Genomic DNA, 21,135 nt, shown 5'->3' with positions numbered 1-21,135 from the left:
ATTAATAAAAATCTACTTAATCAGTTTCGAGAAATAAGGCAATGGATGAGTCAAAGAGAAACCGCAAGCATGGGTTTCAAACAACTTATCTCTTCCGCATTTATAGCGGACAGGAATTAGCACCTTATTATTCAACAGGTTGCTAAGACATCACAGGGCCTTTCCCTCAGTCTTTCTGGATAAGTAAATAAATGTAAGAACAGTTACTGTCAGCAAAGATATGATAAAGACTACTAATTTCATAGACTTTTTGAAAAAATATTATAAATCAAAGAATTTCAGTCATCCAAATGCTACATCTACCTAACATTTAACTTTTTTTTCCTTAAAGTCAGGATTCATTTACATATTTTTGCGGGATATTCTAAAAGAATATCATACACAGCCTGAATGGAAGAAAACAAATTGAGAGAAGAAGTGCGTCCGGCAACCGGCGACAACAGTATTTTAAAAAGAATATTCCAGGATAGAAAGCGAACTAATATTTTAAGTGGTGTAGAACAAAGCACCATCTCCTATCTCGTAAAACGTATTCCTGCCTTTATCACCTCCGATATGCTCACCTTTATCGGGACTGCAGGCTCCTTACTTGTCCTTACCGGCTTTATCCTTGCCACTTATGTCAGCAGGGAATATTTATTACTTGGTGTCCTTGGCCTGGCCATTAACTGGTTTGGAGATTCACTGGACGGCAGGATCGCTTATTACAGAAATATCCCCCGCAAATGGTATGGTTTCTCTTTAGACATCATTATGGACTGGGTCAGTACCGTTCTGATTGGCTTAGGGTACCTCGTTTATGCGAGAAATGAATATGAACTCATTGCCTTTGTTTTTGTGGTCCTTTATGGATGGGCGATGATCATTTCACAGCTCCGTTATAAAATCACCGACATTTACAGCATTGATGCAGGGCTTGTGGGCCCCACAGAGATCAGAATTATCCTGGCGGTGATCATCATTCTGGAAGTCTTCTTCGGACATTTAATAGAATATTTTGCTGCAATAATCTGTATTGTCTTATTTATTATTAATTTCATTGATACCAGGAAATTGTTAAAACTTGGTGACATGAGAGATAAAGCAGAACGGGAAGCAAAGAAAAACGGCATTTAATGAGTAAAATGAAATCTGTATATGTTTTTGCGAAGGCACAGGTTTCAGCTTTTTTAGGCGGAATTCTCGATTACGGGATCATGATTGCCTGTACAGAACTACTCCACATCCATTATACCATTTCTATTGCCATTGGTGGCGTGATTGGCGCAGTGGTCAACTTCTCCATCAACCGGTACTGGACTTTTAATGCCAACCAGGCCAATAGTTCACCGGTAGGCTTCCAGCTGGCAAAATTCATCTTTGTGGTGGCCGGAAGTATCGCACTCAAATCTTCCGGGACCTATCTTTTCAGCAATCTGCTCCGCCTTGATTATAAGATCAGCAGGATCATCGTAGATATCATCGTTTCTTTAGGTTTTAACTATGTTTTACAGAAGTACTGGGTATTTAAAAAAACGGCAGCAGAATTAAAAACACCACAAAAGGAAGAGATAAAGGCCTAATCTGACTATTTCCACAAGCGCAACAAAAATCAAATCAGTAAAAAGTACCATTTTATGGAGAATTAATACCGCTTGGAAATCAGCACTAAGCAGTATCTTTGTATATGAAAAATGATATCCCTGTTTACGACATCAGTACTTTTGAGGAATACAAAAATGCCGGTATCCTTGTCAGCAGGTTTGGGCATTATTCCAGACAGTATCTACACCTGCATTCTGCACACCGCCACTCTTTTTACCATTTGGTTTATTTTACAAATGGCAGTGGCAGTCAGACTATAGATTTCCAGAACTATCCGGTAATACCTGGTTTGATTTACTTCATGACTCCGGGGCAAGTTCACAGCTGGTCCTTTGACACGGAAGTAGATGGTTACATCATCAATTTTTCTGAGGATTACTTCAAGTCCTTTTTATACAACCCGCTGTATCTGGAGAATTTCAGCTTCTTTGATGAACATTCCGGAGATGCGGTACTGGTATTGCCTGATGAGGCCAGGGAAAAGGTTGCGGCGCTCTTTGAAGAGATTCTCAATGAAGGAAAAGAAGCAAGGGCATTTGATGCAGACCTGGTCAGAATCTTGATGTTAAACATCTTTATTCAGGTATCCAGAGGACTGAGCTTAAAGCAACAGACGCAAACCAATTCCTATAACCAAACCCTGTTGAAAAGCTTTAAAAAATTAATTGAAACCAATTTCATTGAATTGAGGTTTCCTAAACAATATGCGGAGTTGTTATACATTACTCCAAACCACTTAAATGCGCTATGTAACGACCTGTTGGGTATCCCTGCAGGACAACTGATCCGGGACCGGGTAATTTTAGAAGCCAAGCGGCTGTTGATCAACATGGAACTTTCAATCGCAGAAATTTCGGAGAAACTCGCTTTTAGTGACCACTCCTATTTCATCAAATTCTTTAAAAAACAGGTGGGAACAACACCAGATAAATTCAGAAAACAAGACAATTAAAACACACAGATATGAGCAGCACAGATCAATTAAATCATACACCACACGTTTCTCAATGGTATGGCATTACACATTCAAAATGCCCAAGATGCCGGGAAGGTAAGGTTTTCACCGGAGCTACCTATGGCTTTAAAGTGCAAAAAATGAATGAACGTTGTCCGCATTGCGATTTAAAATTTGAACGCGAACCCGGATATTTTTATGTAGCCATGTTCGTGAGTTATGCAATGAATGTTGCAGAAATGATCTCTATGAGTGTTGCAGCATATGTTTTAGGATTGCCATTAACTTATGAAAACCTATGGTATTATGTAGGTATCCTGTTGGTAGGTGTATTTCTATTCTCACCATTCAATTACCGGTATTCCAGAATGGTGCTGTTATATTGGTTATCACCGGGATTAAACTATGATCCTTCAAAAGTAAATAAACAAGCCACACCGGTTCAATAATTCAATAACTCTCAGGAGTAAAAAGGTCGACAGGTAATTTCCTGCTGACCTTTCTTTTTAGGGCACCATCATTTCCTGAGGACGGAGGCCCAAGACCTTATAAAAGGTATTGCTGAAGGTAGAAACACTATCGTATCCTACTTTTATCGCTACACTCTTCACATTCTCACCAGATACAGAAAGCAGCTCTACTGCCTTGATGATTTTATACAATTTGATATACCCGGCTACCGTAATCCCGATATCCTGTTTAAACAGGCGTTCCATTGTTCTGGCAGAAAGGTTAAAACGCGCAGCAACTTCCGGTATTTTAAGCTCATTGGCCATGTCCCCTCCTGTTTCCACACATTCGGTCAGGTAATCGATCATGCTGGCAATCCTGGGGTCCTGAGGAACCGGAAGCACCAATGGCAAAGCCGAATTGAAGGTCAGGGGTAAAATCCCGATCAGGGCCTTCAGAAAATCCAGCTCCAATGTATCTTCTTCTTCCAGTCGCGACCATTGCTCCGTAAACAGGATCATTTCTCTCAGCACCTTAGAAGTATGGAAGATATTCAAATCCCGAAAAAAGGGGTTATCTGCAGTTTTACTTAAAAAAATACAACGCAGATAGACCTGTTTTACAGGACTGGATGTACGGTGTACCAATCCGGGAGGAATCCAGGCACAGTGATGGGTAGGCAGCAAATAGGTCCTTTCGGCAGTATGCAGGTATTGCACTCCCTTTTCTACAAAAATCAACTGTCCCATGTGGTGTGCATGCCATTCATCAGAAAACTTCCAGTCGGCCTCATGCCATACGTAAGCTTCCTTTTGTACCGCATCAACCGTTAAATGGCAAAACCTTGCTCGTTCCATTTGTCGTATATTAACATGTTATTGGCAAATATAGACATTTGAAGACAGATGCTTTTCCGGACCTTTGTGCTTATAAATCTTAAATCAATCATCACATGGATTCTGTAAATTCAATGCGCATCAAAACAGGTATTTTAATATTCTTATCCCTGTTTAGTGGCTCATTATTAAAAGCACAAAGCAAAATGACAACTCCACCTTCAGAAATAAAGGTTCTGGTTCTTTTCAATACAGAGAGCGGCGGAACTTATAAAATGGCAAAAGAGATCGCTGCCGGGATAGAAAAATTACCCGGAGCAAAGGCGGTATTGAAACAGGTTCCGAGAATCAAACCATTGGAAAATGAGGCAAAGCAGGCTTTCGCTAATATTCCCTATGCCACGATCAATGAATTACCCGAATACGATGGCATTGCTTTCGGTTCTGCTGTTCATTTCGGAAACATGTCTGCGGATATGCGTTATTTTCTGGATCAGTCTGTTGGCCTCTGGACTGCCCATAAACTGGAAGGAAAACCAGCAACCGTATTTATGTCGGCCGGAAGTGGCGCAGGCAGAGAAGGCGCAATATTGTCTTTCTGGAACACGCTGGCGGTACATGGGATGACAATTGTTTCCCCTGGAATCATGGGTACTTCAGAAATCGACAAATCTATTCCACAGGGAAATACGGTTTTTGGCGCATCTTCACTGGCCGGTGCCCCGGACGGCAACAGGCCTTCAAAAGGAGAATTGCACATTGCCTCATTACAAGGTTATGCCCTGGCAAAAGCAGCAAAAGGCTATCAGCTTACAAAAACAGAAGTTAATCCTTCCAATACTCCACTGATGCCTGCAAGCCCAAAGACCAGTCGCATTGAAGCAAAATTAAAAGCACTAAACATCGTACTTCCTGATGCACCTGCCCCGGTAGGAAACTACAAACCTTTCAGGATTTCCGGCAAACAGATATTCATCAATCAAATTGCCTTAAAAGCAGGAAAAGTGGAACATCCGGGAATGGTAGGCACTGAGGTGACTGAGGAACAGGCAAAGCTGGCTACCCGTCAGACCTTGTTAAACGTACTTGCAGTACTCAAACAAGCTGCAGGCGGAGACCTCGACAATGTGAAACAGGCCGTACAACTCACCGGCTTCTTTTATACCGCTGCCGGCTACACCAAACATGCAGTGCTGATGAATGAAGCCTCCAACCTATTGGTAGAAATTCTTGGCGAGAGCGGAATGCACACCAGGGCTACTGTAGGCGCTTCCTCCCTGCCAATGAACTCTTCTGTGGAGATCCAGGCTATTTTTGAACTGGAGTAACTGCAGTGCCCAACAACCTTCTATGGTAGTTGATCTGACCGGTATGATAGGCCAGATGAGCCAGTAAATAAGACAACATAAAGTCAATTGTCTGGCCTTCATATACGTCTTTGATCACTTTAGGATAAGGAGCTTGTAAATCCTCAATGCGTTTAACGCTCTCTACCACTTCCGCTTTCAGGGCATACAACTCTTTTAACAGACCTTCATAGCTGAACCTTCTGGCATTAAACTCCGCATCTCTGTCGCGCTGATAAGGGAAACCAGCAAGTGGTTCCGTTACAAAAGTCTTTAAGTTCCCAATCAGGTGCTGGGCAAGATGCCCTGCAGAGTTACTGATCATCGGGGCAACCAGCCAGATTTCCTCCGGATGGGCGTAAGCCTCCATTTCAGTTATTAGTCTTTGTAAATCTCTATCGTAAATATGGATATAATCGTTCTGATTCATGTCTTTTTATGCTTACTCAAAAATGGTTAAAAAAAGAGATTTTGTAAACAGGGAAAGCCCTGAATAAACAATATAGAGGCATTCTTAATTAACGTCATCTTTTTTTCTGATCAAACCTTATTCGTTGAAATAATACTGCATTTCCTGATTGATCTCCTTCCTCATATCGGCCAGTCGGATGGCATATTTCTGCAATGCTTTCTCCTCCTCCGTTTCCGGCACCCATTCCGGAACGGGCACTGTCTTCCCGGCATCATCTACGGCGGCAAAGACAATCACACAATGTGTGGCTTTTGTTTCTACTTTACTCTTAGGATTGATGGTCATGATGTCTACACCAATGTGCATACTCGTTCTTCCTGTATACAGGATTCGGGCCTGGACCTCCACAATGTCACCGATATGAATCGGGTTCACAAAACGAATCCCTCCAACATATACCGTTACGCAATACTGACTGCTATATTTCACTGCACAGGTATAAGCAGTCTGGTCAATCCATTTCATCACCGCCCCACCATGAACCTTACCACCAAAATTTACATCTCCAGGTTCGCTTAAAAAGCGAAAAGTGACCATATTTTTCTGCATAACTATCCGAATAAAGGTTAAAACTTAATATTCTAAATTTCCCTTATTTAATGCTTTTATCCTAAATAAAAACAAACTCTTTTGTTAAACGAAGCTCATAATTACCCATAATGAAGCACAGGAAATCGCGATCCACAAGATCAACCCCTGCAAAAAAGGCTTAAATCCGACTACACGGACCACCTTAAAGGACAAACCGCTTCCAATCAGGAACAAGGTCAGCGTCAGTCCGGATTTCGCAATCATCACCATATACGGTGCGATAAACTGAACAACAGGCAGAAAAGTATTCGCCAGCATGGCAAGAATAAACAGGCCGATAAAATAGGGCAACTGAATCTTATTCTGGTTACTTTTAAACAGAAAGGCTGTTCCCAATGCTACCGGGATAATCCATAAAGCACGGGCCAGCTTCACTGTTGTGGCGACTTGCAAAGCCTCCTCCCCGTACTTACTGGCTGCTCCTACAACAGAGCTGGTATCATGGATGGCAATCGCGCACCACATCCCAAACTGGCCTTGTGATAAACCCAATAAATGGCCAACAGCAGGGAAAAGAAATAAGGCCAGGGAATTCAGTATAAATACAATGCCCAGAGCCACAGAAATCTGTTTTTCTCCTGCGTTCATGACCGGTGACAATGCGGCGATCGCACTACCTCCACAAATGGCCGTACCTGAGGAGATCAGGTAAGAAGTTTTACGCTCTATTTTGAAAACTTTCCCAGGATAAAGCCCAGCAGCAATACCCCAAAAATCGAAACCACGGTAAATAAAAGTCCTTCCTTTCCAACCTTCATTGCCGAAAAGACATTCATCCCAAAACCCAGCCCTACAACCGAGACTTTTAACAGCAAATTCGTAGCTTTCTGATTGAACTGAAGAAAAGGATGTTTCATCAGTTGTGCAAAGATCAATCCCATTAACAGCGCCAGCGGAGCCGCCATAAAAGGCAACAGACAAAATAACGCACCTAGCACAAAAACAATTCTTCGGGTATTCAAACTCAGTTCCATAATCTCTTTAATTGATGGAACAAAGGTGCGGATCATCCCCTTGCAGGTCAAATTGCTAATATTAATCCCCCATTACTTCAAGTTATAGAACAAACGGGCATGGCGCAGAAATACTTCAGACAAACCGTCCAGGATTCCCTGAAGGTGAATGAAATAGAAATAACGTTCAATGCTTAGTCCTGCCACATCAATGATGTGCAGACTTCCGTTCTGCAGTTCCTTGCTCAGGGCATGGATAGAGATAAAGGCCAGACAGGAGGAGTTCATCAGGTAAGACTTAATGCTTTCGGTACTCCCCAGCTGGATTTCCATCTTAAGGTCGGCCATTTTCAAACCCAGCTCTTTCAGGGCATGGTCTATCACTTCTCTCGTTCCCGAACCTTGTTCCCGCATGACAAAAGATTGCAATTTCAAGGCATCCGGTGCCAATACCCCTTTTCTTGCAAGTGGATGGTCTTTGCTGCAAACCAATACGATCTCATCTTTTATAAATTCGGTATAACTGATTTCCTGATTCCTGGATTTACCCTCTACAATCCCAAAATCAATCTCTTTGTCCAGCAAAGCCTTTTCAATCTGTTCTGTATTTCCATTGACCAGGTTCAGCCTGATGTCTTCAAACTTCTTTTTAAATCCTGCCAATAAGGGGGCAACGATATAATGTGCGATGGTGGTACTTGCCCCAAGGCTTAATGAACCCTCTTTCTTATGAACCAGAGAGTTCATGTCAAAATCAATGTTCCGGTAAATGGCAAACAGGGTTTCGGTATGACTGAGCAATAGGTTTCCTGCTGAAGTCAGCTGAATGGAATTCCCTTTACGTTCGAATAACTTGTTGTTATACTGCTGCTCCAATTCATGAATATGCTTGGTAACAGCAGGTTGCGTAATAAACAAGGCACTTGCAGCCTTAGTGAAGCTGAGGCGCTTGGCTACAGTATAAAACACTTCTAAACGAAAATCGGCCATTTTACTAGTTTTAATTTCCCTGAACAGAAAATCCAAACTTAGCAAAATCCTTTAATGAATCCTTCCTGAAGCTTATTTTCTATTCCTTTTAAGCACAATTTCCGTGGCATCACTGGCATAGCTGCTGATGCTGCTGGCGTAACCTTTTAACCTGGCCAGTTCTGAAACCAGCTCATCCGAATAATTCAGGATGGCCATCCTGGCTTCTTCCTGCTGCTCTTTATTGACCGCATTGGTAAAGAAATGACCGATGGTCGTTTTTGGATCTACCCAAACCCTTCTGTAATAATCGACCTGTGGAGAAAAAACCGTGGTATAGGCATCATCCGGGAAAGGGGCTTTCCCGAGTTTTTGATCAAGTGCCGTTTCCAGTGCTTTAATCTGTGGCTTGGAAAACACCTTCAATTCAACCAAACGGATAGTGCTGTCACTAAGTTCATAATGAATGATCGCCCTATTGACAGAATCCCCTTGTTTTCCGGCCAGATTTACCCCATTAAATTTTAACATACTGGAATCTGAACTTTCAAACACGCCATAATTAGCGAAAGACAAGTTTGCAGCCCGGTCATCTTTAAGCTTCAGTCCCGTTGGTTTAATCAGATCAGCAATCTTTTCTTTAAAGGTGATATTTGAAAGATCAAAAGGAACAGGCGCTGTATTTTTACAGGAACAACTGATCAGTATAATCAGGAAGAGGTAAATCAGGTTTTTCATGGAACAGTTTAGGGTGCAAAAAAAAGCCAGTCAAACAAGACTGGCTTCGGTTTATGTTGCGATTAAGCCTTTGGCCAATCGTTGGTATGCTCTGCATTACCCAATTTCAATTTTCTTGCAGAAATGACAAAGCTAAGTGTCATTGGTGTTTTATCATTCACTGCAATTCCTTCGTTGTATTGAATGATATAACCATCCTCAAATGAAAGTTCTTTCATTTTTGCATCTTCTTCACCTTTTTTGAAGATGATGGTACCTGATAATGGTTTATACTGGTTGTTTACCATTGATTCGATTACTGAAGTATCTTCTGTTGATTCTACTTCAATATGAATTGATCCACCGTAAACACCTGAAGACGGACGACCTTTTGCGTCAACATCTCTGTTTAAAGAAAAACTGCATTGCAGTACATCGAATTCTTTAGATCCTAAAGTCAATCTGGTTTTAAAAGCCATGATAGTATTGTTTTAATGTTGTTTTTAATGTGGTTAATAAAATCGGGTATTACGCTTTCGGCCAGTCGTTGGTGTGCTCAGCATTGCCAAGCTTCAATTTACGGGCAGAAATCTGGAATTTTAAAGTCATTGGGTTATCGCCAACAATATTGATTCCTTCAGAATACTTAACAATATATCCATCTTCAAAATGAAGTTCTTTCATCTTGGCGTCTTCTTCTGTTTTTTTAATCAGAAGTGTACCTGTTAAAGGTTTGTATTGGTTGTTTACCATTGACTCTACAATTGAAGTGTCTTCTGTCGATTCAATCTCTATGTTGATTGTTCCGCCATACACTCCGGAAGAAGGTCTTCCTTTTGCATCTACATCACGGTTTAGGGAATAAGAACAATGAAGTACATCGTACTCCTTGCCCGAAAAGTTTAATCTTGCTTTGAAAGCCATAACTTTAATTTTTGGGTGAAATATTTATTTATTACCCGCAATAATAACAAAAAATCTGCCAATAAAAAAGCAGGACCGTTATTTGGCCCTGCTGAATGTTTTTTGAAAGCCTGAGCTTATGCTTTTGGCCAGTCGTTTACATGCTCTGCATTACCGATTTTCAATTTGCGAGCAGAAATCACAAAACTCAATGTCATTGGTGTATTGTCGTTAACGGCAATACCCTCATTGTACTGGATGATGTAGCTGTCTTCGAAAGACAATTCCTTCATCTTTGCATCTTCTTCACCTTTTTTGAAGATGATCGTGCCTGAAAGTGGCTTGTACTGGTTGTTCACCATAGATTCAATCACTGAAGTATCTTCTGTTGATTCTACCTGAAGGTGAATTGTTCCACCATAAACGCCTGATGACGGACGACCTTTTGCGTCTACGTCCCTGTTCAATGAAAAGCTGCACTGCAACACATCGAATTCTTTTGAACCTAAGTTCAGTCTGGTTTTAAATGCCATGATAATGTTTTTTTAAATGTTAAACTTCCTTAATTTGAATTATGCCTTTGGCCAGTCGTTGGTGTGCTCAGCGTTGCCGAGTTTCAATTTACGGGCAGAGATCTGGAATTTCAAGGTCATTGGGTTATCGCCAACGATGTTGATTCCTTCGGAATATTTCACAATATATCCGTCTTCAAAATGAACTTCCTTCATCTTGGCATCTTCTTCTGATTTTTTAATCAGTAAAGTACCGGTTAAAGGTTTGTACTGGTTGTTTACCATTGCTTCGATGACAGAGGTGTCTTCAGTTGATTCGATCTCGATATCGATCGTTCCACCATACACTCCGGAAGAAGGTCTTCCTTTTGCATCTACATCACGGTTTAGGGAATAGGCACAGTGAAGTACATCGTACTCCTTGCCCGAAAAGTCTAATCTTGCTTTGAAAGCCATAACTTTTGGTTTTAGGGTTGTTATTTAATTAACTACCCAAATAACAACAAAAATTTTGCCATTAACAACTAATAATCAACAAGATATCAAAAAAAATTAAAAATATTTACAAAAGCTGATTTTAAGGACAACAATCGGTTTCCCCCGAAACAATTGCAATCCGGCCTTTAGCATGGTCTTACATTATTTTCGACCCAAAGCTCTCTAATTTTCTCAACCATTTTTTACTGTAGTCATTCTCAAGAGAATACAACTGCCCGATAGTACTGGTATGTACCGGATGAAAACGACAATTTTCAAAAACGTTTCTTTTTATAGACAAATAGGTGACTTTCTTGTCTTGTTTCCAATACTCAAAAGTTTCTTCATCAAGAATGGAGATGATCCTTGCCGATTTGCCACTAAAGTTATTGCTGACGTTCTGGAATTTAGACACAAACACCTGGTCTGGCATAAAGAGCCTGTCGAAGAAGCCTTTGATCCTGGTAGGGATGGACGACAGGTATACCGGGCAGAATAAAACGACATGGTTAGCCCACATGATCAGATCCAGTGCACGTTTCAAATCAGGTTCCAGTTCAGGAACGCGGTTATTGAATTGTTTATTCGAATTAAAGATCAGATCAATAATTATAAGTTCTTTCACATGTGCTCCGGCCTCCAGGGCTCCCTTATGGTATGCCTGGATCAGGTGGCTTGTAGCAGCAGTCTTTTCAGGATCACCATTGATGATCAATACTTGTTTCATTTATTCCCCGGCCTAAGTAAACATTGAGCTGCTAAATTATAAAGAAATTGTTAAGTCAGGAAATGCAATTTGGGTATAAAAAAAAATCCGGAGCAGATTTATTGAATCTGTCCGGATATTGTTTAAAAAAGAAAAAAATTATTACCTATTGCTGTGCATATTCTGAGCTCCAGGTTGTTTCTTCATCCTCCCCTTTCTGACCATCCAGTTTCACAACGAAACTTTTTGCAGGGAAATAAGGAGTAATGTGAATGTCCAGATGGATTTTGTCTTTCTGTACTTCGTCACGTTCGAAACGCATGATCTTAAAACGTTCGATCAGACGCTCAGGACCCTGGATACCATCCAGGAATTTCACGATCTGTCCGCGAAGGTCCTGTTCTGTTTTAGAAGTCCAGTTTTCAAAGGCTCTTCTGTTCAGGAAGTCAAACAATACTTTGGTCACATAGTCAAACACACGTACTACAGAATAAGTCTGCAGACCGATGTTGTCACCGTTGAATAAGGTTTTAGCCGAGAAGGCCATTACTTTACCATATTCATTTACCATAGGTACCAGGCCAATACGCTCCAGGTGAGAGATTTCGCTTTTCTTCAGGTCGAATTTCACACCATCTACATCATTGATCGCACCATGTTTCTTACCTGCTGTCACCTGTGACATCAGGGTATAATACATCTTACCAGCCAAAGCTGCAGATCCAGGAACTGTTAAATCGTCTTCCTCACCTACTTCAGCAACTTTCCCTCTGCCTACCAACCAGTTACAGGTCATGATCGTGTTTGATTTGAATGCATCACCGCCGGTCAGGTTAGCCGCCGTAAACAAGTCAATCACATCATCCGGCTGATCAAGATCCGCGAAGTCGGTAACCAGCATTGCTTTATTTTCATAAGCAATCTTGCTCCATTTCTCTACTACTTTATTAGAACCCATGTATCCCGGGATCACCATTAAAGAGTAGTTCTCACGAAGATCCAGTCTGTCGTATTTTTGTTTCAGCTCATCGCTCACATAGTCGATAAACCTTGGATTGTCCAGATCTTTGATCTGGTCCATAGAAGCATTCATCATGATCACATTCTTCACTTTGTCTGCCTCTGTATTTTGATAGAACAAGTTTACTGAACGGTAAGCCTGCTCCAGTTCTTTTGTGCTTTCTAATGCAGCAGCGATGTTCTTATTCAGATTTTGCTCCGCATTTTTTAGTTTCTCTGTGCTTTTATCTACCATAGAAGCTACAGAATCAGAATCCTCCAATACATCAATCCAAAGCTGGATTTTCTTTTTCAGTTCTTCTCTTTCCTTTTTCTTTTCATCACCGGTCAGGAAGATCTGCTTTCTTGCTTTTCTTTCCGGGTTTAAGTTTTGTAAGCCATCTACTGTTGCTTCCAACAGATCAAAACCACCTACTCTTGCCAGTTTATCCAAACTCTCCTGAAGGGAAAGTTTCTCCTTACTTTGCTTTTCCGCCGGCTTGAATGCCGTTCCCTGTGATGAATCCTGTCCTATTTTTTGTTCTTCTGGAGTTGCCATGCTAATATTTTTAAGTCGTTCTTCTTGGAATCACTGAATTATTTATTCTCTTCTAATTCAGCAACAAAATTTTTCAAAGCACTGATAAAAGCACTTTTCGTCTCTTCATCATCAAGTGTAGCCTTCAGGGTTTTGTTTGATTTCAGCTGTTTGATCACATTCAGAGACATTTCCTTTTCAATGTTTACATTGCTCAGGTGTGTACTTTGGGTGATGATATTTTTCACCGCAAAATCACCCAGATTGCTGAAATGAAGGGTTTCAGGTGCAGTAGAGCCATCTTCTCTTTCGAATGCTACATTTACCTTTGGTTTATAGTGGTTAAAAACCTCCTGAACAGTTTTCAAACCCTCTACTTTTTCCGGTTTGATCGGCTCATTATCAGTCAGCTTTTGTATAAATAAAGTTTTATTATAGGCAATGTCTGCAAACGCTTCGGAGGTATCTATTTTTCTTTCGTTACCACCAATTTCATAGTTAAACATAGTATTGATATTTAAGGGTTTAAGATCTTTTTTTTACTAAAAATATTGAATTTAATTAAGAAAACATTATTTACTTATATTTTGTTTTCCAGTTCAGTGACAGGGCTTTGCTCGATAATTTCCCATTCCAGGCGTTCCTCATTTTCATGTTTTTTAATCACGATCAGGTTTCCTTTTTTCAGCGCTCCTGAAATGATGTATTTTGAGATCGGTCTTCTCAGCTCATTCCTGATCACTCCGGAAAGCTGTCTTGCACCATACTTAGGCGTAAAACCACTCAAAGCCAGCATTTTGATTGCTTCGGGTTCGATCTCAAACGCAATACCTTGTTTGTCCAGTGCATCGATTAAGCTTTTCAGTTGTATCTCAAAAATGCGGACCACATTGTGCTCTGAGATCGGAGCAAATGGCACAATCTCCGATAAACGGGCTAAAAATTCCGGCCTGAAATGCCTGGCCATAATTTCCATCAGCTGTTGTGAGGTCGGGATTTCTCCTTTGGCCACCTGCTCGGCAATCCATTCACTTCCGATGTTGGAAGTAAACAAGATCAGGGAATTGGAGAAGTCACCTTCTTTTCCCAGCCTGTCATGCATGTGTCCTTCATCCAGAATCTGCAGGAAAGTATCAAATACAGAAGGGTGTGCTTTTTCGATCTCATCGAACAGCAATACCGAATAAGGTTGTTGTCTGATTTTGTTCACCAGCAAACCGCCCTCTTCATATCCTACATATCCCGGAGGCGCACCATACAGCAGGGCTGCAGAATGCTCTTCCTTGAATTCAGACATGTCAAAACGGATCATTGCTTTCTCATCATTGAAAAGAAACTCTGCAATAGATTTTGCCAGTTCTGTTTTACCCGTTCCTGTTGGCCCAAGTAAGAAGAACGAACCGATCGGCTGTCCTTTTTTGTTCAGTCCGCTTCGTGATTCCAGAATCGCATCAGAAACAGCTCTTAAAGCCTGATCCTGTCCTACTACCCTTCTCTTCAGGAACTGCTCCATATTCAGGAGTTTTTCTTTTTCCTGAGCCTGGATTTTTCCTAAAGGAATTCCGGTTTTATAAGAAACGATAGAAGCGATGTCCTGCTTGTGTACCTCATCAGTTTTTTGTTCTGCCAGCACTTTTAATGCAGCCAGGTTCTTGCTCAGGTAATCGTGGTACTCCTCAATCGTTTCAAAGGCTTCTACCTGCGTTTCATCGGTCAGCTGACCAAGTAACACCGGACTTACCTTATCCTGCATCTGACTGTACAACCACCTATAATCTGCCAGGCGGATTTCCTCTTCTTCTTCCGAAGTTTCCAGCTCTCCTAATCTGACAGACAATTCTTCCAGAACTTTATCGGAAGTATCGTTCATCATTTTCATGGCAGCCATCGTTCTGTCCAGTAAGTCGAAGGCCGAATCCGGCAGACGACGGTCTTTCATATAACGTTTTGCCAGCCTCACACATTCCGGAATGGAGTCCGGCTGAATTTTCAGCTGGTGGTGCTCCTCATATTTTTCCTTCAGTTTCTCCAGCATCTTAATTGCCGAAGCCTCATTCGGTTCATTTACCTGTAGTACTTCAAACCTTCTGCTGAAAGCCTGTTCAGGTTCTATAATTTTACGGTATTCATCAATTGTGGTGGCACCGATCACGGTGATTTCTCCCCTGGCCAGTTCCGGTTTCAGCAAATTGCCTACCCCACCGCCAATAGGTCCTTTATTATCCAGCAAAGTATGGATCTCATCGATAAACAATACCGCTTTATCAAATTGCTTGATCTCTTTCAGGATGTTCTTCAGGCGGTCTTCAATCTCGCCCTTATAAGAAGCACCTGCGATTAAAGAACCCAGGTCCAGTTCAAAAAGCTGTACCCCTTTTAACAATTCAGGAACATTATCTGCAATGATATCCTGGGCAAAACCATCTACCAATGCCGTTTTACCAACCCCTGCATCACCGGTAATGATCACATTTGGTTTGGTCCTCCGGCAAAGAATCTCCATGATCATCCTTGCTTCCCTGTCCCTGCCAATGATCGGATCTGTTTTTCCATCTCTGGCCATCGCAATCCGGTCAATGCAATATTTATGAAGGGCAGATGCCGCTCCCGAAGATTTTGCTTCTTTTCCTGCGGCTCCCCCAGGTGAAACCACCTGTTGAATCTCTTCATCTTTGATGTACAAATCCAGCAACTCTCTTTCCTTGATCGGGAATGATTTCAACTCATCAGGTTTAAACCCTATCGTTGGCTTACACAATGCCGTAAGGACACATACCGGAGTAATCAGATCCAGCCCAAGCTTAATCCTGATGTGATCGGCTTCCTCAAAAACCTTAGCAATTTCAGGACTTCCCTTTACCTCATCGGCAGCAGTTGCTGTTTTATCCAGTTCTTCAATTCTTACTTCCGCCCATTCGCTGATGTATTCATCATCTTTTCCTATGGATGATAAAAACTGTCTCAATCCCACATCCTTATGCATCAAACCTTTTAAAAGGTGTGCCGCAGTAAATTCCGGATTATGGTACTCCTTAGCCAGGGACTGTGCAACCCTAATCGCTAATTTTACTGATTCACTGATATTTGTAAGACTCATAATTTAAATACTAAGGGTTTTCTTTTTCAACAGGTGCAATAAAATTCTGCTCCGTAACATAGTAATAAGTCTTTCCGTTGGAGATGAACTGCTGACCAACCTGAGTACTTCTCTTGATGCGCTCACTTGAGCTGATCAGAAATTTCAGATAGTTCTCAAAATCCAGCTGAGGCATTTTGCTTTTCTTTTTCAGATCAATCACGGTATATTTGTTCAACAGCTCATTTTGTATCGGCAATCCGGTTACAGTTCTGAAATATCTGGCCAGGCTCATTTTTCTGATGTCACTTTTAGAGATATCCATATCCAGGAGCTGACGTTGGATGTTGATGTAATTTTTTACCAGTTTACTTCTGAAAGACGACTGGTCCGGCTGAAGGTTCTGACCGATCATCAAAGAGAAGATATCGTTCAGTTGCTTAAATTCCATCGTATTCAGGACTACCGAATACTGCAGCAACGATTTATTCTTAGCTACAATATCTTCAGGCACAGAATTGGTCATGTAATATTTAAATGCATTGTGCGGCATTTTATCTGCCACATCACCATATACAGGTGCTTCTAACTGCGATTCTACGGTAACAGACAGGTTTTTACGCTCTATACCCGTTAAACGGAAGGCACTGTCCAGAGAGCTGATCTGGTTGTTGATGTCAAAATCTGTTTCTTTAATGAAACGTTTCAAGGCAATGTTCATCGATTCAGCAGAACTTACAGATCCTTTTGTCGGGAAAACCACCCCACCCTGAACCAAACTGTTTTTAGGGTAATCCAGGTAATAAGAAATAGAATCCAGCTTGCTTGTATTGTAAGCCTGAGTGCTGTTCAATCCTTCTCCTTTTACCAAAAATCTTTTCTTTCTGTCTGCCGCATATACTGCTGCATCAGAAACTATTTTTTTAGACTGCAGCACGAAGTTGTTGAACAGCTGATCATAATCGCTATACATCTGGATGGCCAGTAGTCTTGCGTCTACCTGTGCAAAGTCTTCTGTCAGCTGATTCACGCGGTAAGCCGTCGAAGTTTCATTTCCGGTACTTCCGATCAATACGATCAGGTTGGTTTCATTGTGATGATTTTTCAACAGGTTTAACCCTGCTTTAATCCCATCATAAACCGGTTGATGTGTAATCCTGCCATTACATCCTTCTGTTTTTTTCGCTTCTTTTGAAAGGAAGGTCATCAGTGTTCTGTAATCCGGCGATAAAGCAGGTGAGCTCAGAATCCCGGTAGTTGCGCAGCTCACACCGTCCCGGTATACTACCGCTCCATAACTTAAATTGTGTTTTTTACCATACTCATTGAAAACATTCTCAAATGATTGAATGGTGTTCGTCAGTCCGGAAAAATACCTCGTCATCGGGCTTCCGCCATCCACCACAAAGACCACATTGATCTTATGGATATTCTTTCTTAAATCAAGATAGCTCAGGTAAGGCAATGCCGAACCGCTGATCGTGATTAACTTATTGTCTGATTTATTGTAAACATCAGCCGCTGTACCCAGCACCAAACGTCCGTTAGCTTCATCAGCAACCACAGGTGAACTCCTCAGGATCAAATCATTGGCATCTAAAAGCGGATCCATATGTACCCCATGAAGGGCAAAAGCAACAGAGTCACTTTGCTCATAGGAGTTGATTTGCAACGGAGAGATGAACAACCTGTTTCCCCAGTTGTGAACCGCATCAGCAGCAATCCATCCATAAACGCTTTTTCTGGCACTGTCAGCTACCAGCTGATCTTCATTTCCGATCAGGTATTTCTTTCCATCTTCAGATTTTTTGAAGATATAAGTGATTTCATGAAGCCTTATTTTCGCAGAACGTTGTTTCAATTCCGGAGAGTTGTAAACGAAAGCTGAATCCGTATTGTCATAATAGAACCTGGATTCTGTCATCGGCATTTTTCCATTGATTACTGCAATAGATTTTTCAGGATATCCAGATTTTTTATTGGAGTAAGAGCGTTGCCAAAGCAATAGTTTAGACTTTGGAATCCAGCCATAGCTGATTGCACTTTTTTTATCACTGATTTTTCTGCCTCTGATCATTCCTGCTTTATATTTGATCAGCTTTAAATACCCATTTTCTTCCTGGGACACATAAAAAGGCTCCATGAAATTCAATTTTTTCATGATCAGACTTCCACCCGGAGCAGTAGTGGTATAGTTTTCGTCCCTGTCGGAAAACACAATCCATGGTAATTTGGTGGCTTTACCTTCCGAACTTAAATCGGTAATTGCAGATGGCTTTTCAAAAGCCTTGGGCATATATTTTACTTTCTTCCCAAAAGCTGCCGGCGATTGTGCCATAACAAAAGCAGCCTGGGTGATGAGTACTAAGAGGGTGATAATTCGTTTCATAGAGATGGTTATTTTACGGTCTTGGCTGAATGTTGTTTGATATTTACCAGAATGGCACAATTAGAAGTAGGGCTGATGGTCAATTGTGCTTCGTCTACAACGATCTCACCACCAAAGGTTAATCCCATACAATAAGAGTAAAAGTCGCTGGACTTTTTAACGTTATCCTGTTCTACAGCAACAGTAACTTTTTCATTGTTACACATGTACTTACGTGTCAGGTAATAATAGTTGGTATTGAAATCAGCACCATTGGCAATTGCCTGAAGCCTTGCTCTGATGTCGTCAATCACTTTACGTTCCCCTTCTCCAGGCAATACCAGCTCGGTATCAATTACTGCATTCGGATCGGTAATAAAAATGGTGTGATACACTGGTCTGTGACCTTTATCCGTACTTAATTTCACCATATATTGTCCAGGGGAGTGGAAAGTATACAATGCGGTTCTTCCTTTCACATCAACACGTCCGGTTTCTCCGAAAGCCCATTCATATAAACTGGCTTTACCTTCGGCTTCCAGCCTTACTTCCTCATTCACCAGACCTGATGTAGGTCCGCTAATGCTAAGCAGCGTGTCAATGGCAGCAACCACAGTATCTCTCACATTCACCGGAAATTGCTCACGCAACTCTCCGTCAACAGTAAGCCTTACAATATAAGAACCGGATTTTAAATAACGGTAGCTTCCATTTTGTGTATTTGATTTGGCACCATTACCAAATTCCCATAGCCATTTCTTGGCGTTTTTTGTATTGTCTGTAAATACGAGGTCTTCATTTAAGTACATCTCATCTTTTAAGATCCTTGCATCAACATTGCGTTTGTCAAAGACAGAACTTTTAAAGAAAAAGATAATTGCTGCGAGAACGAGTATTGCAATAAATATATACAGGAATATATATCCCTGCGAATTACTGCTCACTGATTTTCCATTGGTAGTCGTGTCGGCCATATTCTTGTGGTTTGATTATTTTTTATTTGGTTATTTCTGGTTGCCCATGGTTTGTTTCAACTGGCTGGTAGATAGCTTGCAATCTTTCAAAGAATTGTTTGCCCGTTCCATATCGTTGTTATTGCCTTTCAGTTCTCTTCTGTCATAAAACAGGTCGGTATACAATTGTGAAGCCTGAAGAAACGTTTTATAACGTACATCTGAAGCTCTCCGCTCGTAATTGGATTTGATGGAATTCAAGGAACTCTTAATGTCATTTTCAAGGAAAACGGCCTGTACACTTGGATCAAACCTCATGATTTGTTTGTAGGTAGAATCTACGGTAGGGCGTTGGTCTTTTACGGTTTCTTCAAATTCAGCATTCGCAGATAACTTATCCGCTAAATCCTGTTTGGAAACCATTCTTCCGTCTCCATAATCATGGAAAAGACCATAGCTCAATAAGGATGCGGTAAACAGGAAGATTCCAATAAAAAATAAAAACTGCTCTCTTCTCTCTTTTATACTTAGCTTAATCATCGTTCTTATTTAAAAATTCCTGAATTTAATTTCTTGGCTGCTGCCTGATTTGTTCTGAGGCAAGATTCAAGCTGACTTTTAATATTTGCGATCTGAAATTTTGTTCCAAATAAAGAATCCTGAATCCCAGCCATCTGTGCGACATCATCCGTCATCTTTTTATAAAGTTGAAAACTGCCGTCCTGAGACTTCTGTTCCTTGATGATTTCCTTGATTCTAAAGTTTTTGTTCTGAATATCTTCCAGGATGATGGCCTGGTTGTTCATTTCGGCAGATCCAATAGTAGTATACTTGGAAAGTTGTTGAAAGCGCTGTAAGATCATATCGAAATTGGTATTGATCTCTTTTCTCTTGGCCAGCAGCATATCCGTTTGTTTAACTTCTTTTTCCAGCAATTGGTATTCGAATTTTGAGGCTACAAAAAACAGGTATACACAAAGGAGTGCGAAAGAAGTAAGCAGGATAAAATTTAAGACAAAGAGCCGATAAGATTTACTGAGTTCCTGAGCATTGATTGGTTTCATAGTGGGATGGTTGATTTGGCATCGAGTGCATTAAGTTTTTAAATACGAAAACATTTTTTTTATAATTTTCTTATAACGTCTCCCTATTTCATTTTTTGGACGTAATATTGATTAACCTTTTACCAATTATTGTTCCATTTAAGCACAACGCGATGTCCGATTTCACCTACAATAAACCATTTCGATTAAAAAACATCTTTGAAAACAAGGATTTGGCGGAGGCAGATATTGGTAAATCCATCTCTCAAAACATCGAACTGATCATTTTTACGAGGTATGGGGAACATCGGCACAACCGTAATTTTGGCTGCGAAATATGGGACCTGGACTTTGAATTAATAGTTAGCGAAACCACCTGGGAAGAAAAATTCAGACAATCGCTGCTCCGTTCCATCACCAATTATGAGCCCAGGCTGTATCAGGTCGAGGTTGAAATTAAAATGAGTGAGGTAGAGAAGATATTTTCCATCAGGAATGTTACAGAAATTAAGAAAAAGGTAGATATCTCTATCTGGGGAAAAATGAATATAACAGGAGAAAAATATTATTTCAACACCGGTCTGTTTCTAAGTCCATTATCCAGCTAAGCCAAATTGTTCTATTTTAAGGATACTATGCACACAATTATAGACAGTCCTATTATTCCATCAAATTAATCATTCTCCA

The 21,135-nt window shown here is 40.9% G+C and carries 25 protein-coding genes and 1 riboswitch; of the genes, 6 read left to right on the top strand and 19 right to left on the bottom strand.

From position 1 onward, the window contains the following. Nucleotides 1–82 precede the first annotated feature (82 nt). A riboswitch (SAM riboswitch) is annotated at nucleotides 83–186 on the bottom strand. A gap of 204 nt (nucleotides 187–390) precedes the next feature. The 4 genes from BUC20_RS11245 to BUC20_RS11230 all read left to right on the top strand — a co-directional run bounded on the left by BUC20_RS11245 (nucleotide 391) and on the right by BUC20_RS11230 (nucleotide 2,988). Then, nucleotides 391–1,116, top strand: a complete 726-nt coding sequence (locus BUC20_RS11245; RefSeq protein WP_073230894.1) for a CDP-alcohol phosphatidyltransferase family protein — start codon at nucleotides 391–393, stop codon at nucleotides 1,114–1,116. Then, nucleotides 1,116–1,562 (top strand): GtrA family protein, encoded by a 447-nt coding sequence (locus BUC20_RS11240; RefSeq protein WP_073230892.1) that lies wholly within the window; start codon nucleotides 1,116–1,118, stop codon nucleotides 1,560–1,562. Before BUC20_RS11245 ends, BUC20_RS11240 begins: the two co-directional genes overlap by 1 nt. Before the next feature lie 104 nt (nucleotides 1,563–1,666). After that, nucleotides 1,667–2,536, top strand: a complete 870-nt coding sequence (locus tag BUC20_RS11235) for an AraC family transcriptional regulator (protein WP_073230890.1) — start codon at nucleotides 1,667–1,669, stop codon at nucleotides 2,534–2,536. Between the two features lie 11 nt (nucleotides 2,537–2,547). After that, nucleotides 2,548–2,988 carry a DUF983 domain-containing protein gene (locus BUC20_RS11230; protein WP_234994502.1) on the top strand — a complete coding sequence of 147 codons (441 nt, stop codon included), beginning with the start codon at nucleotides 2,548–2,550 and terminating at the stop codon, nucleotides 2,986–2,988. Between the two features lie 57 nt (nucleotides 2,989–3,045). On the opposite strand, the gene BUC20_RS11225 is transcribed toward BUC20_RS11230, so the two are convergent. Continuing rightward, the gene (locus BUC20_RS11225; protein ID WP_073230888.1) at nucleotides 3,046–3,846 is read right to left on the bottom strand and encodes a helix-turn-helix transcriptional regulator; all 801 of its coding nucleotides are present in this window, start codon (nucleotides 3,844–3,846) and stop codon (nucleotides 3,046–3,048) included. A gap of 95 nt (nucleotides 3,847–3,941) precedes the next feature. On the opposite strand from BUC20_RS11225, the gene wrbA reads away from it, so the two are divergent. Further along, on the top strand, nucleotides 3,942–5,153 hold the full coding sequence (wrbA, locus tag BUC20_RS11220; protein WP_234994501.1) for an NAD(P)H:quinone oxidoreductase: 1,212 nt from the start codon (nucleotides 3,942–3,944) through the stop codon (nucleotides 5,151–5,153). On the opposite strand, the gene BUC20_RS11215 is transcribed toward wrbA, so the two are convergent. From BUC20_RS11215 to BUC20_RS11135, 18 genes are all read right to left on the bottom strand, one after another. Further along, nucleotides 5,134–5,601, bottom strand: coding sequence for a DUF1572 family protein (locus BUC20_RS11215; protein WP_073230886.1), 468 nt, complete (start codon nucleotides 5,599–5,601; stop codon nucleotides 5,134–5,136). The genes wrbA and BUC20_RS11215 overlap by 20 nt on opposite strands. 117 nt (nucleotides 5,602–5,718) lie before the next feature. Continuing rightward, on the bottom strand, nucleotides 5,719–6,192 hold the full coding sequence (locus BUC20_RS11210) for an acyl-CoA thioesterase (RefSeq protein ID WP_073230884.1): 474 nt from the start codon (nucleotides 6,190–6,192) through the stop codon (nucleotides 5,719–5,721). An 84-nt stretch (nucleotides 6,193–6,276) separates the two neighbouring features. Then, nucleotides 6,277–6,879, bottom strand: coding sequence for a YeiH family protein (locus tag BUC20_RS34390; protein WP_317042783.1), 603 nt, complete (start codon nucleotides 6,877–6,879; stop codon nucleotides 6,277–6,279). 20 nt (nucleotides 6,880–6,899) lie between these two features. Next, on the bottom strand, nucleotides 6,900–7,208 hold the full coding sequence (locus tag BUC20_RS34385; RefSeq protein ID WP_317042784.1) for a hypothetical protein: 309 nt from the start codon (nucleotides 7,206–7,208) through the stop codon (nucleotides 6,900–6,902). 72 nt (nucleotides 7,209–7,280) lie between these two features. Then, the gene (locus tag BUC20_RS11200; protein ID WP_073230882.1) at nucleotides 7,281–8,177 is read right to left on the bottom strand and encodes a LysR family transcriptional regulator; all 897 of its coding nucleotides are present in this window, start codon (nucleotides 8,175–8,177) and stop codon (nucleotides 7,281–7,283) included. A gap of 72 nt (nucleotides 8,178–8,249) precedes the next feature. After that, complete coding sequence (locus tag BUC20_RS11195) at nucleotides 8,250–8,894, bottom strand: hypothetical protein (RefSeq protein ID WP_073230880.1); 645 nt, start codon at nucleotides 8,892–8,894, stop codon at nucleotides 8,250–8,252. 62 nt (nucleotides 8,895–8,956) lie between these two features. Beyond that, entirely contained in the window at nucleotides 8,957–9,352 is a 396-nt protein-coding gene (gene tssD / locus BUC20_RS11190; protein ID WP_073230878.1) for a type VI secretion system tube protein TssD, read from the bottom strand. Nucleotides 9,353–9,401: 49 nt separating this feature from the next. Then, entirely contained in the window at nucleotides 9,402–9,797 is a 396-nt protein-coding gene (tssD, locus tag BUC20_RS11185) for a type VI secretion system tube protein TssD (protein ID WP_073230876.1), read from the bottom strand. A gap of 116 nt (nucleotides 9,798–9,913) precedes the next feature. Beyond that, a complete protein-coding gene (gene tssD / locus BUC20_RS11180; protein WP_073230874.1) occupies nucleotides 9,914–10,309 on the bottom strand; it encodes a type VI secretion system tube protein TssD in 396 nt (131 codons plus the stop codon). A gap of 39 nt (nucleotides 10,310–10,348) precedes the next feature. Next, complete coding sequence (gene tssD / locus BUC20_RS11175) at nucleotides 10,349–10,744, bottom strand: type VI secretion system tube protein TssD (protein ID WP_069377473.1); 396 nt, start codon at nucleotides 10,742–10,744, stop codon at nucleotides 10,349–10,351. Nucleotides 10,745–10,922: 178 nt separating this feature from the next. Next, on the bottom strand, nucleotides 10,923–11,492 hold the full coding sequence (locus BUC20_RS11170) for an NAD(P)H-dependent oxidoreductase (RefSeq protein WP_073230872.1): 570 nt from the start codon (nucleotides 11,490–11,492) through the stop codon (nucleotides 10,923–10,925). Nucleotides 11,493–11,637: 145 nt separating this feature from the next. Further along, nucleotides 11,638–13,029: a DUF5458 family protein gene (locus tag BUC20_RS11165; RefSeq protein WP_073230870.1), complete on the bottom strand. Its 1,392-nt coding sequence runs from the start codon at nucleotides 13,027–13,029 to the stop codon at nucleotides 11,638–11,640. Between the two features lie 38 nt (nucleotides 13,030–13,067). Next, nucleotides 13,068–13,514, bottom strand: a complete 447-nt coding sequence (locus tag BUC20_RS11160; protein WP_073230869.1) for a hypothetical protein — start codon at nucleotides 13,512–13,514, stop codon at nucleotides 13,068–13,070. Between the two features lie 74 nt (nucleotides 13,515–13,588). Further along, nucleotides 13,589–16,105 (bottom strand): ATP-dependent Clp protease ATP-binding subunit, encoded by a 2,517-nt coding sequence (locus BUC20_RS11155; protein ID WP_073230864.1) that lies wholly within the window; start codon nucleotides 16,103–16,105, stop codon nucleotides 13,589–13,591. Nucleotides 16,106–16,115: 10 nt separating this feature from the next. Then, nucleotides 16,116–18,473: a type VI secretion system protein TssR domain-containing protein gene (tssR, locus tag BUC20_RS11150; protein ID WP_073230862.1), complete on the bottom strand. Its 2,358-nt coding sequence runs from the start codon at nucleotides 18,471–18,473 to the stop codon at nucleotides 16,116–16,118. Nucleotides 18,474–18,481: 8 nt separating this feature from the next. Then, nucleotides 18,482–19,426 carry a PKD domain-containing protein gene (locus tag BUC20_RS11145; RefSeq protein ID WP_073230861.1) on the bottom strand — a complete coding sequence of 315 codons (945 nt, stop codon included), beginning with the start codon at nucleotides 19,424–19,426 and terminating at the stop codon, nucleotides 18,482–18,484. A gap of 30 nt (nucleotides 19,427–19,456) precedes the next feature. Then, entirely contained in the window at nucleotides 19,457–19,945 is a 489-nt protein-coding gene (locus tag BUC20_RS11140; protein ID WP_073230859.1) for a type VI secretion system transmembrane protein TssO, read from the bottom strand. A gap of 5 nt (nucleotides 19,946–19,950) precedes the next feature. Beyond that, on the bottom strand, nucleotides 19,951–20,469 hold the full coding sequence (locus BUC20_RS11135) for a type VI secretion system TssO (RefSeq protein ID WP_073230857.1): 519 nt from the start codon (nucleotides 20,467–20,469) through the stop codon (nucleotides 19,951–19,953). 152 nt (nucleotides 20,470–20,621) lie between these two features. Here BUC20_RS11135 and BUC20_RS11130 point away from each other — a divergent pair, with 152 nt between their 5' ends. Next, nucleotides 20,622–21,056 (top strand): GPW/gp25 family protein, encoded by a 435-nt coding sequence (locus tag BUC20_RS11130; RefSeq protein ID WP_073230856.1) that lies wholly within the window; start codon nucleotides 20,622–20,624, stop codon nucleotides 21,054–21,056. The last annotated feature ends 79 nt before the right edge of the window (nucleotides 21,057–21,135 follow it).

Origin of the sequence: Pedobacter caeni, from assembly GCF_900129215.1 — a bacterium.
Lineage (GTDB): Bacteria > Bacteroidota > Bacteroidia > Sphingobacteriales > Sphingobacteriaceae > Pedobacter > Pedobacter caeni.
This window is presented reverse-complemented; position numbering and strand designations above follow the sequence as displayed.

Excerpts from the sequence above, each read along its gene's own strand:
- BUC20_RS11195 (WP_073230880.1), bottom strand. The coding sequence starts at position 8,894 with ATGAAAAACCTGATTTACCTCTTCCTGATTATACTGATCAGTTGTTCC.
- BUC20_RS11155 (WP_073230864.1), bottom strand. The coding sequence starts at position 16,105 with ATGAGTCTTACAAATATCAGTGAATCAGTAAAATTAGCGATTAGGGTT.
- BUC20_RS11140 (WP_073230859.1), bottom strand. The coding sequence starts at position 19,945 with ATGATTAAGCTAAGTATAAAAGAGAGAAGAGAGCAGTTTTTATTTTTT.
- BUC20_RS11130 (WP_073230856.1), top strand. The coding sequence starts at position 20,622 with ATGTCCGATTTCACCTACAATAAACCATTTCGATTAAAAAACATCTTT.
- BUC20_RS11170 (WP_073230872.1), bottom strand. The coding sequence starts at position 11,492 with ATGAAACAAGTATTGATCATCAATGGTGATCCTGAAAAGACTGCTGCT.
- BUC20_RS11225 (WP_073230888.1), bottom strand. The coding sequence starts at position 3,846 with ATGGAACGAGCAAGGTTTTGCCATTTAACGGTTGATGCGGTACAAAAG.
- BUC20_RS11210 (WP_073230884.1), bottom strand. The coding sequence starts at position 6,192 with ATGCAGAAAAATATGGTCACTTTTCGCTTTTTAAGCGAACCTGGAGAT.
- BUC20_RS11145 (WP_073230861.1), bottom strand. The coding sequence starts at position 19,426 with ATGGCCGACACGACTACCAATGGAAAATCAGTGAGCAGTAATTCGCAG.
- BUC20_RS11245 (WP_073230894.1), top strand. The coding sequence starts at position 391 with ATGGAAGAAAACAAATTGAGAGAAGAAGTGCGTCCGGCAACCGGCGAC.
- BUC20_RS11165 (WP_073230870.1), bottom strand. The coding sequence starts at position 13,029 with ATGGCAACTCCAGAAGAACAAAAAATAGGACAGGATTCATCACAGGGA.
- BUC20_RS11160 (WP_073230869.1), bottom strand. The coding sequence starts at position 13,514 with ATGTTTAACTATGAAATTGGTGGTAACGAAAGAAAAATAGATACCTCC.
- BUC20_RS34385 (WP_317042784.1), bottom strand. The coding sequence starts at position 7,208 with ATGGAACTGAGTTTGAATACCCGAAGAATTGTTTTTGTGCTAGGTGCG.
- wrbA (WP_234994501.1), top strand. The coding sequence starts at position 3,942 with ATGGATTCTGTAAATTCAATGCGCATCAAAACAGGTATTTTAATATTC.
- tssR (WP_073230862.1), bottom strand. The coding sequence starts at position 18,473 with ATGAAACGAATTATCACCCTCTTAGTACTCATCACCCAGGCTGCTTTT.
- tssD (WP_073230876.1), bottom strand. The coding sequence starts at position 9,797 with ATGGCTTTCAAAGCAAGATTAAACTTTTCGGGCAAGGAGTACGATGTA.
- tssD (WP_069377473.1), bottom strand. The coding sequence starts at position 10,744 with ATGGCTTTCAAAGCAAGATTAGACTTTTCGGGCAAGGAGTACGATGTA.
- BUC20_RS11215 (WP_073230886.1), bottom strand. The coding sequence starts at position 5,601 with ATGAATCAGAACGATTATATCCATATTTACGATAGAGATTTACAAAGA.
- BUC20_RS11240 (WP_073230892.1), top strand. The coding sequence starts at position 1,116 with ATGAGTAAAATGAAATCTGTATATGTTTTTGCGAAGGCACAGGTTTCA.
- tssD (WP_073230878.1), bottom strand. The coding sequence starts at position 9,352 with ATGGCTTTTAAAACCAGATTGACTTTAGGATCTAAAGAATTCGATGTA.
- tssD (WP_073230874.1), bottom strand. The coding sequence starts at position 10,309 with ATGGCATTTAAAACCAGACTGAACTTAGGTTCAAAAGAATTCGATGTG.
- BUC20_RS11135 (WP_073230857.1), bottom strand. The coding sequence starts at position 20,469 with ATGAAACCAATCAATGCTCAGGAACTCAGTAAATCTTATCGGCTCTTT.
- BUC20_RS11235 (WP_073230890.1), top strand. The coding sequence starts at position 1,667 with ATGAAAAATGATATCCCTGTTTACGACATCAGTACTTTTGAGGAATAC.
- BUC20_RS11230 (WP_234994502.1), top strand. The coding sequence starts at position 2,548 with ATGAGCAGCACAGATCAATTAAATCATACACCACACGTTTCTCAATGG.
- BUC20_RS11200 (WP_073230882.1), bottom strand. The coding sequence starts at position 8,177 with ATGGCCGATTTTCGTTTAGAAGTGTTTTATACTGTAGCCAAGCGCCTC.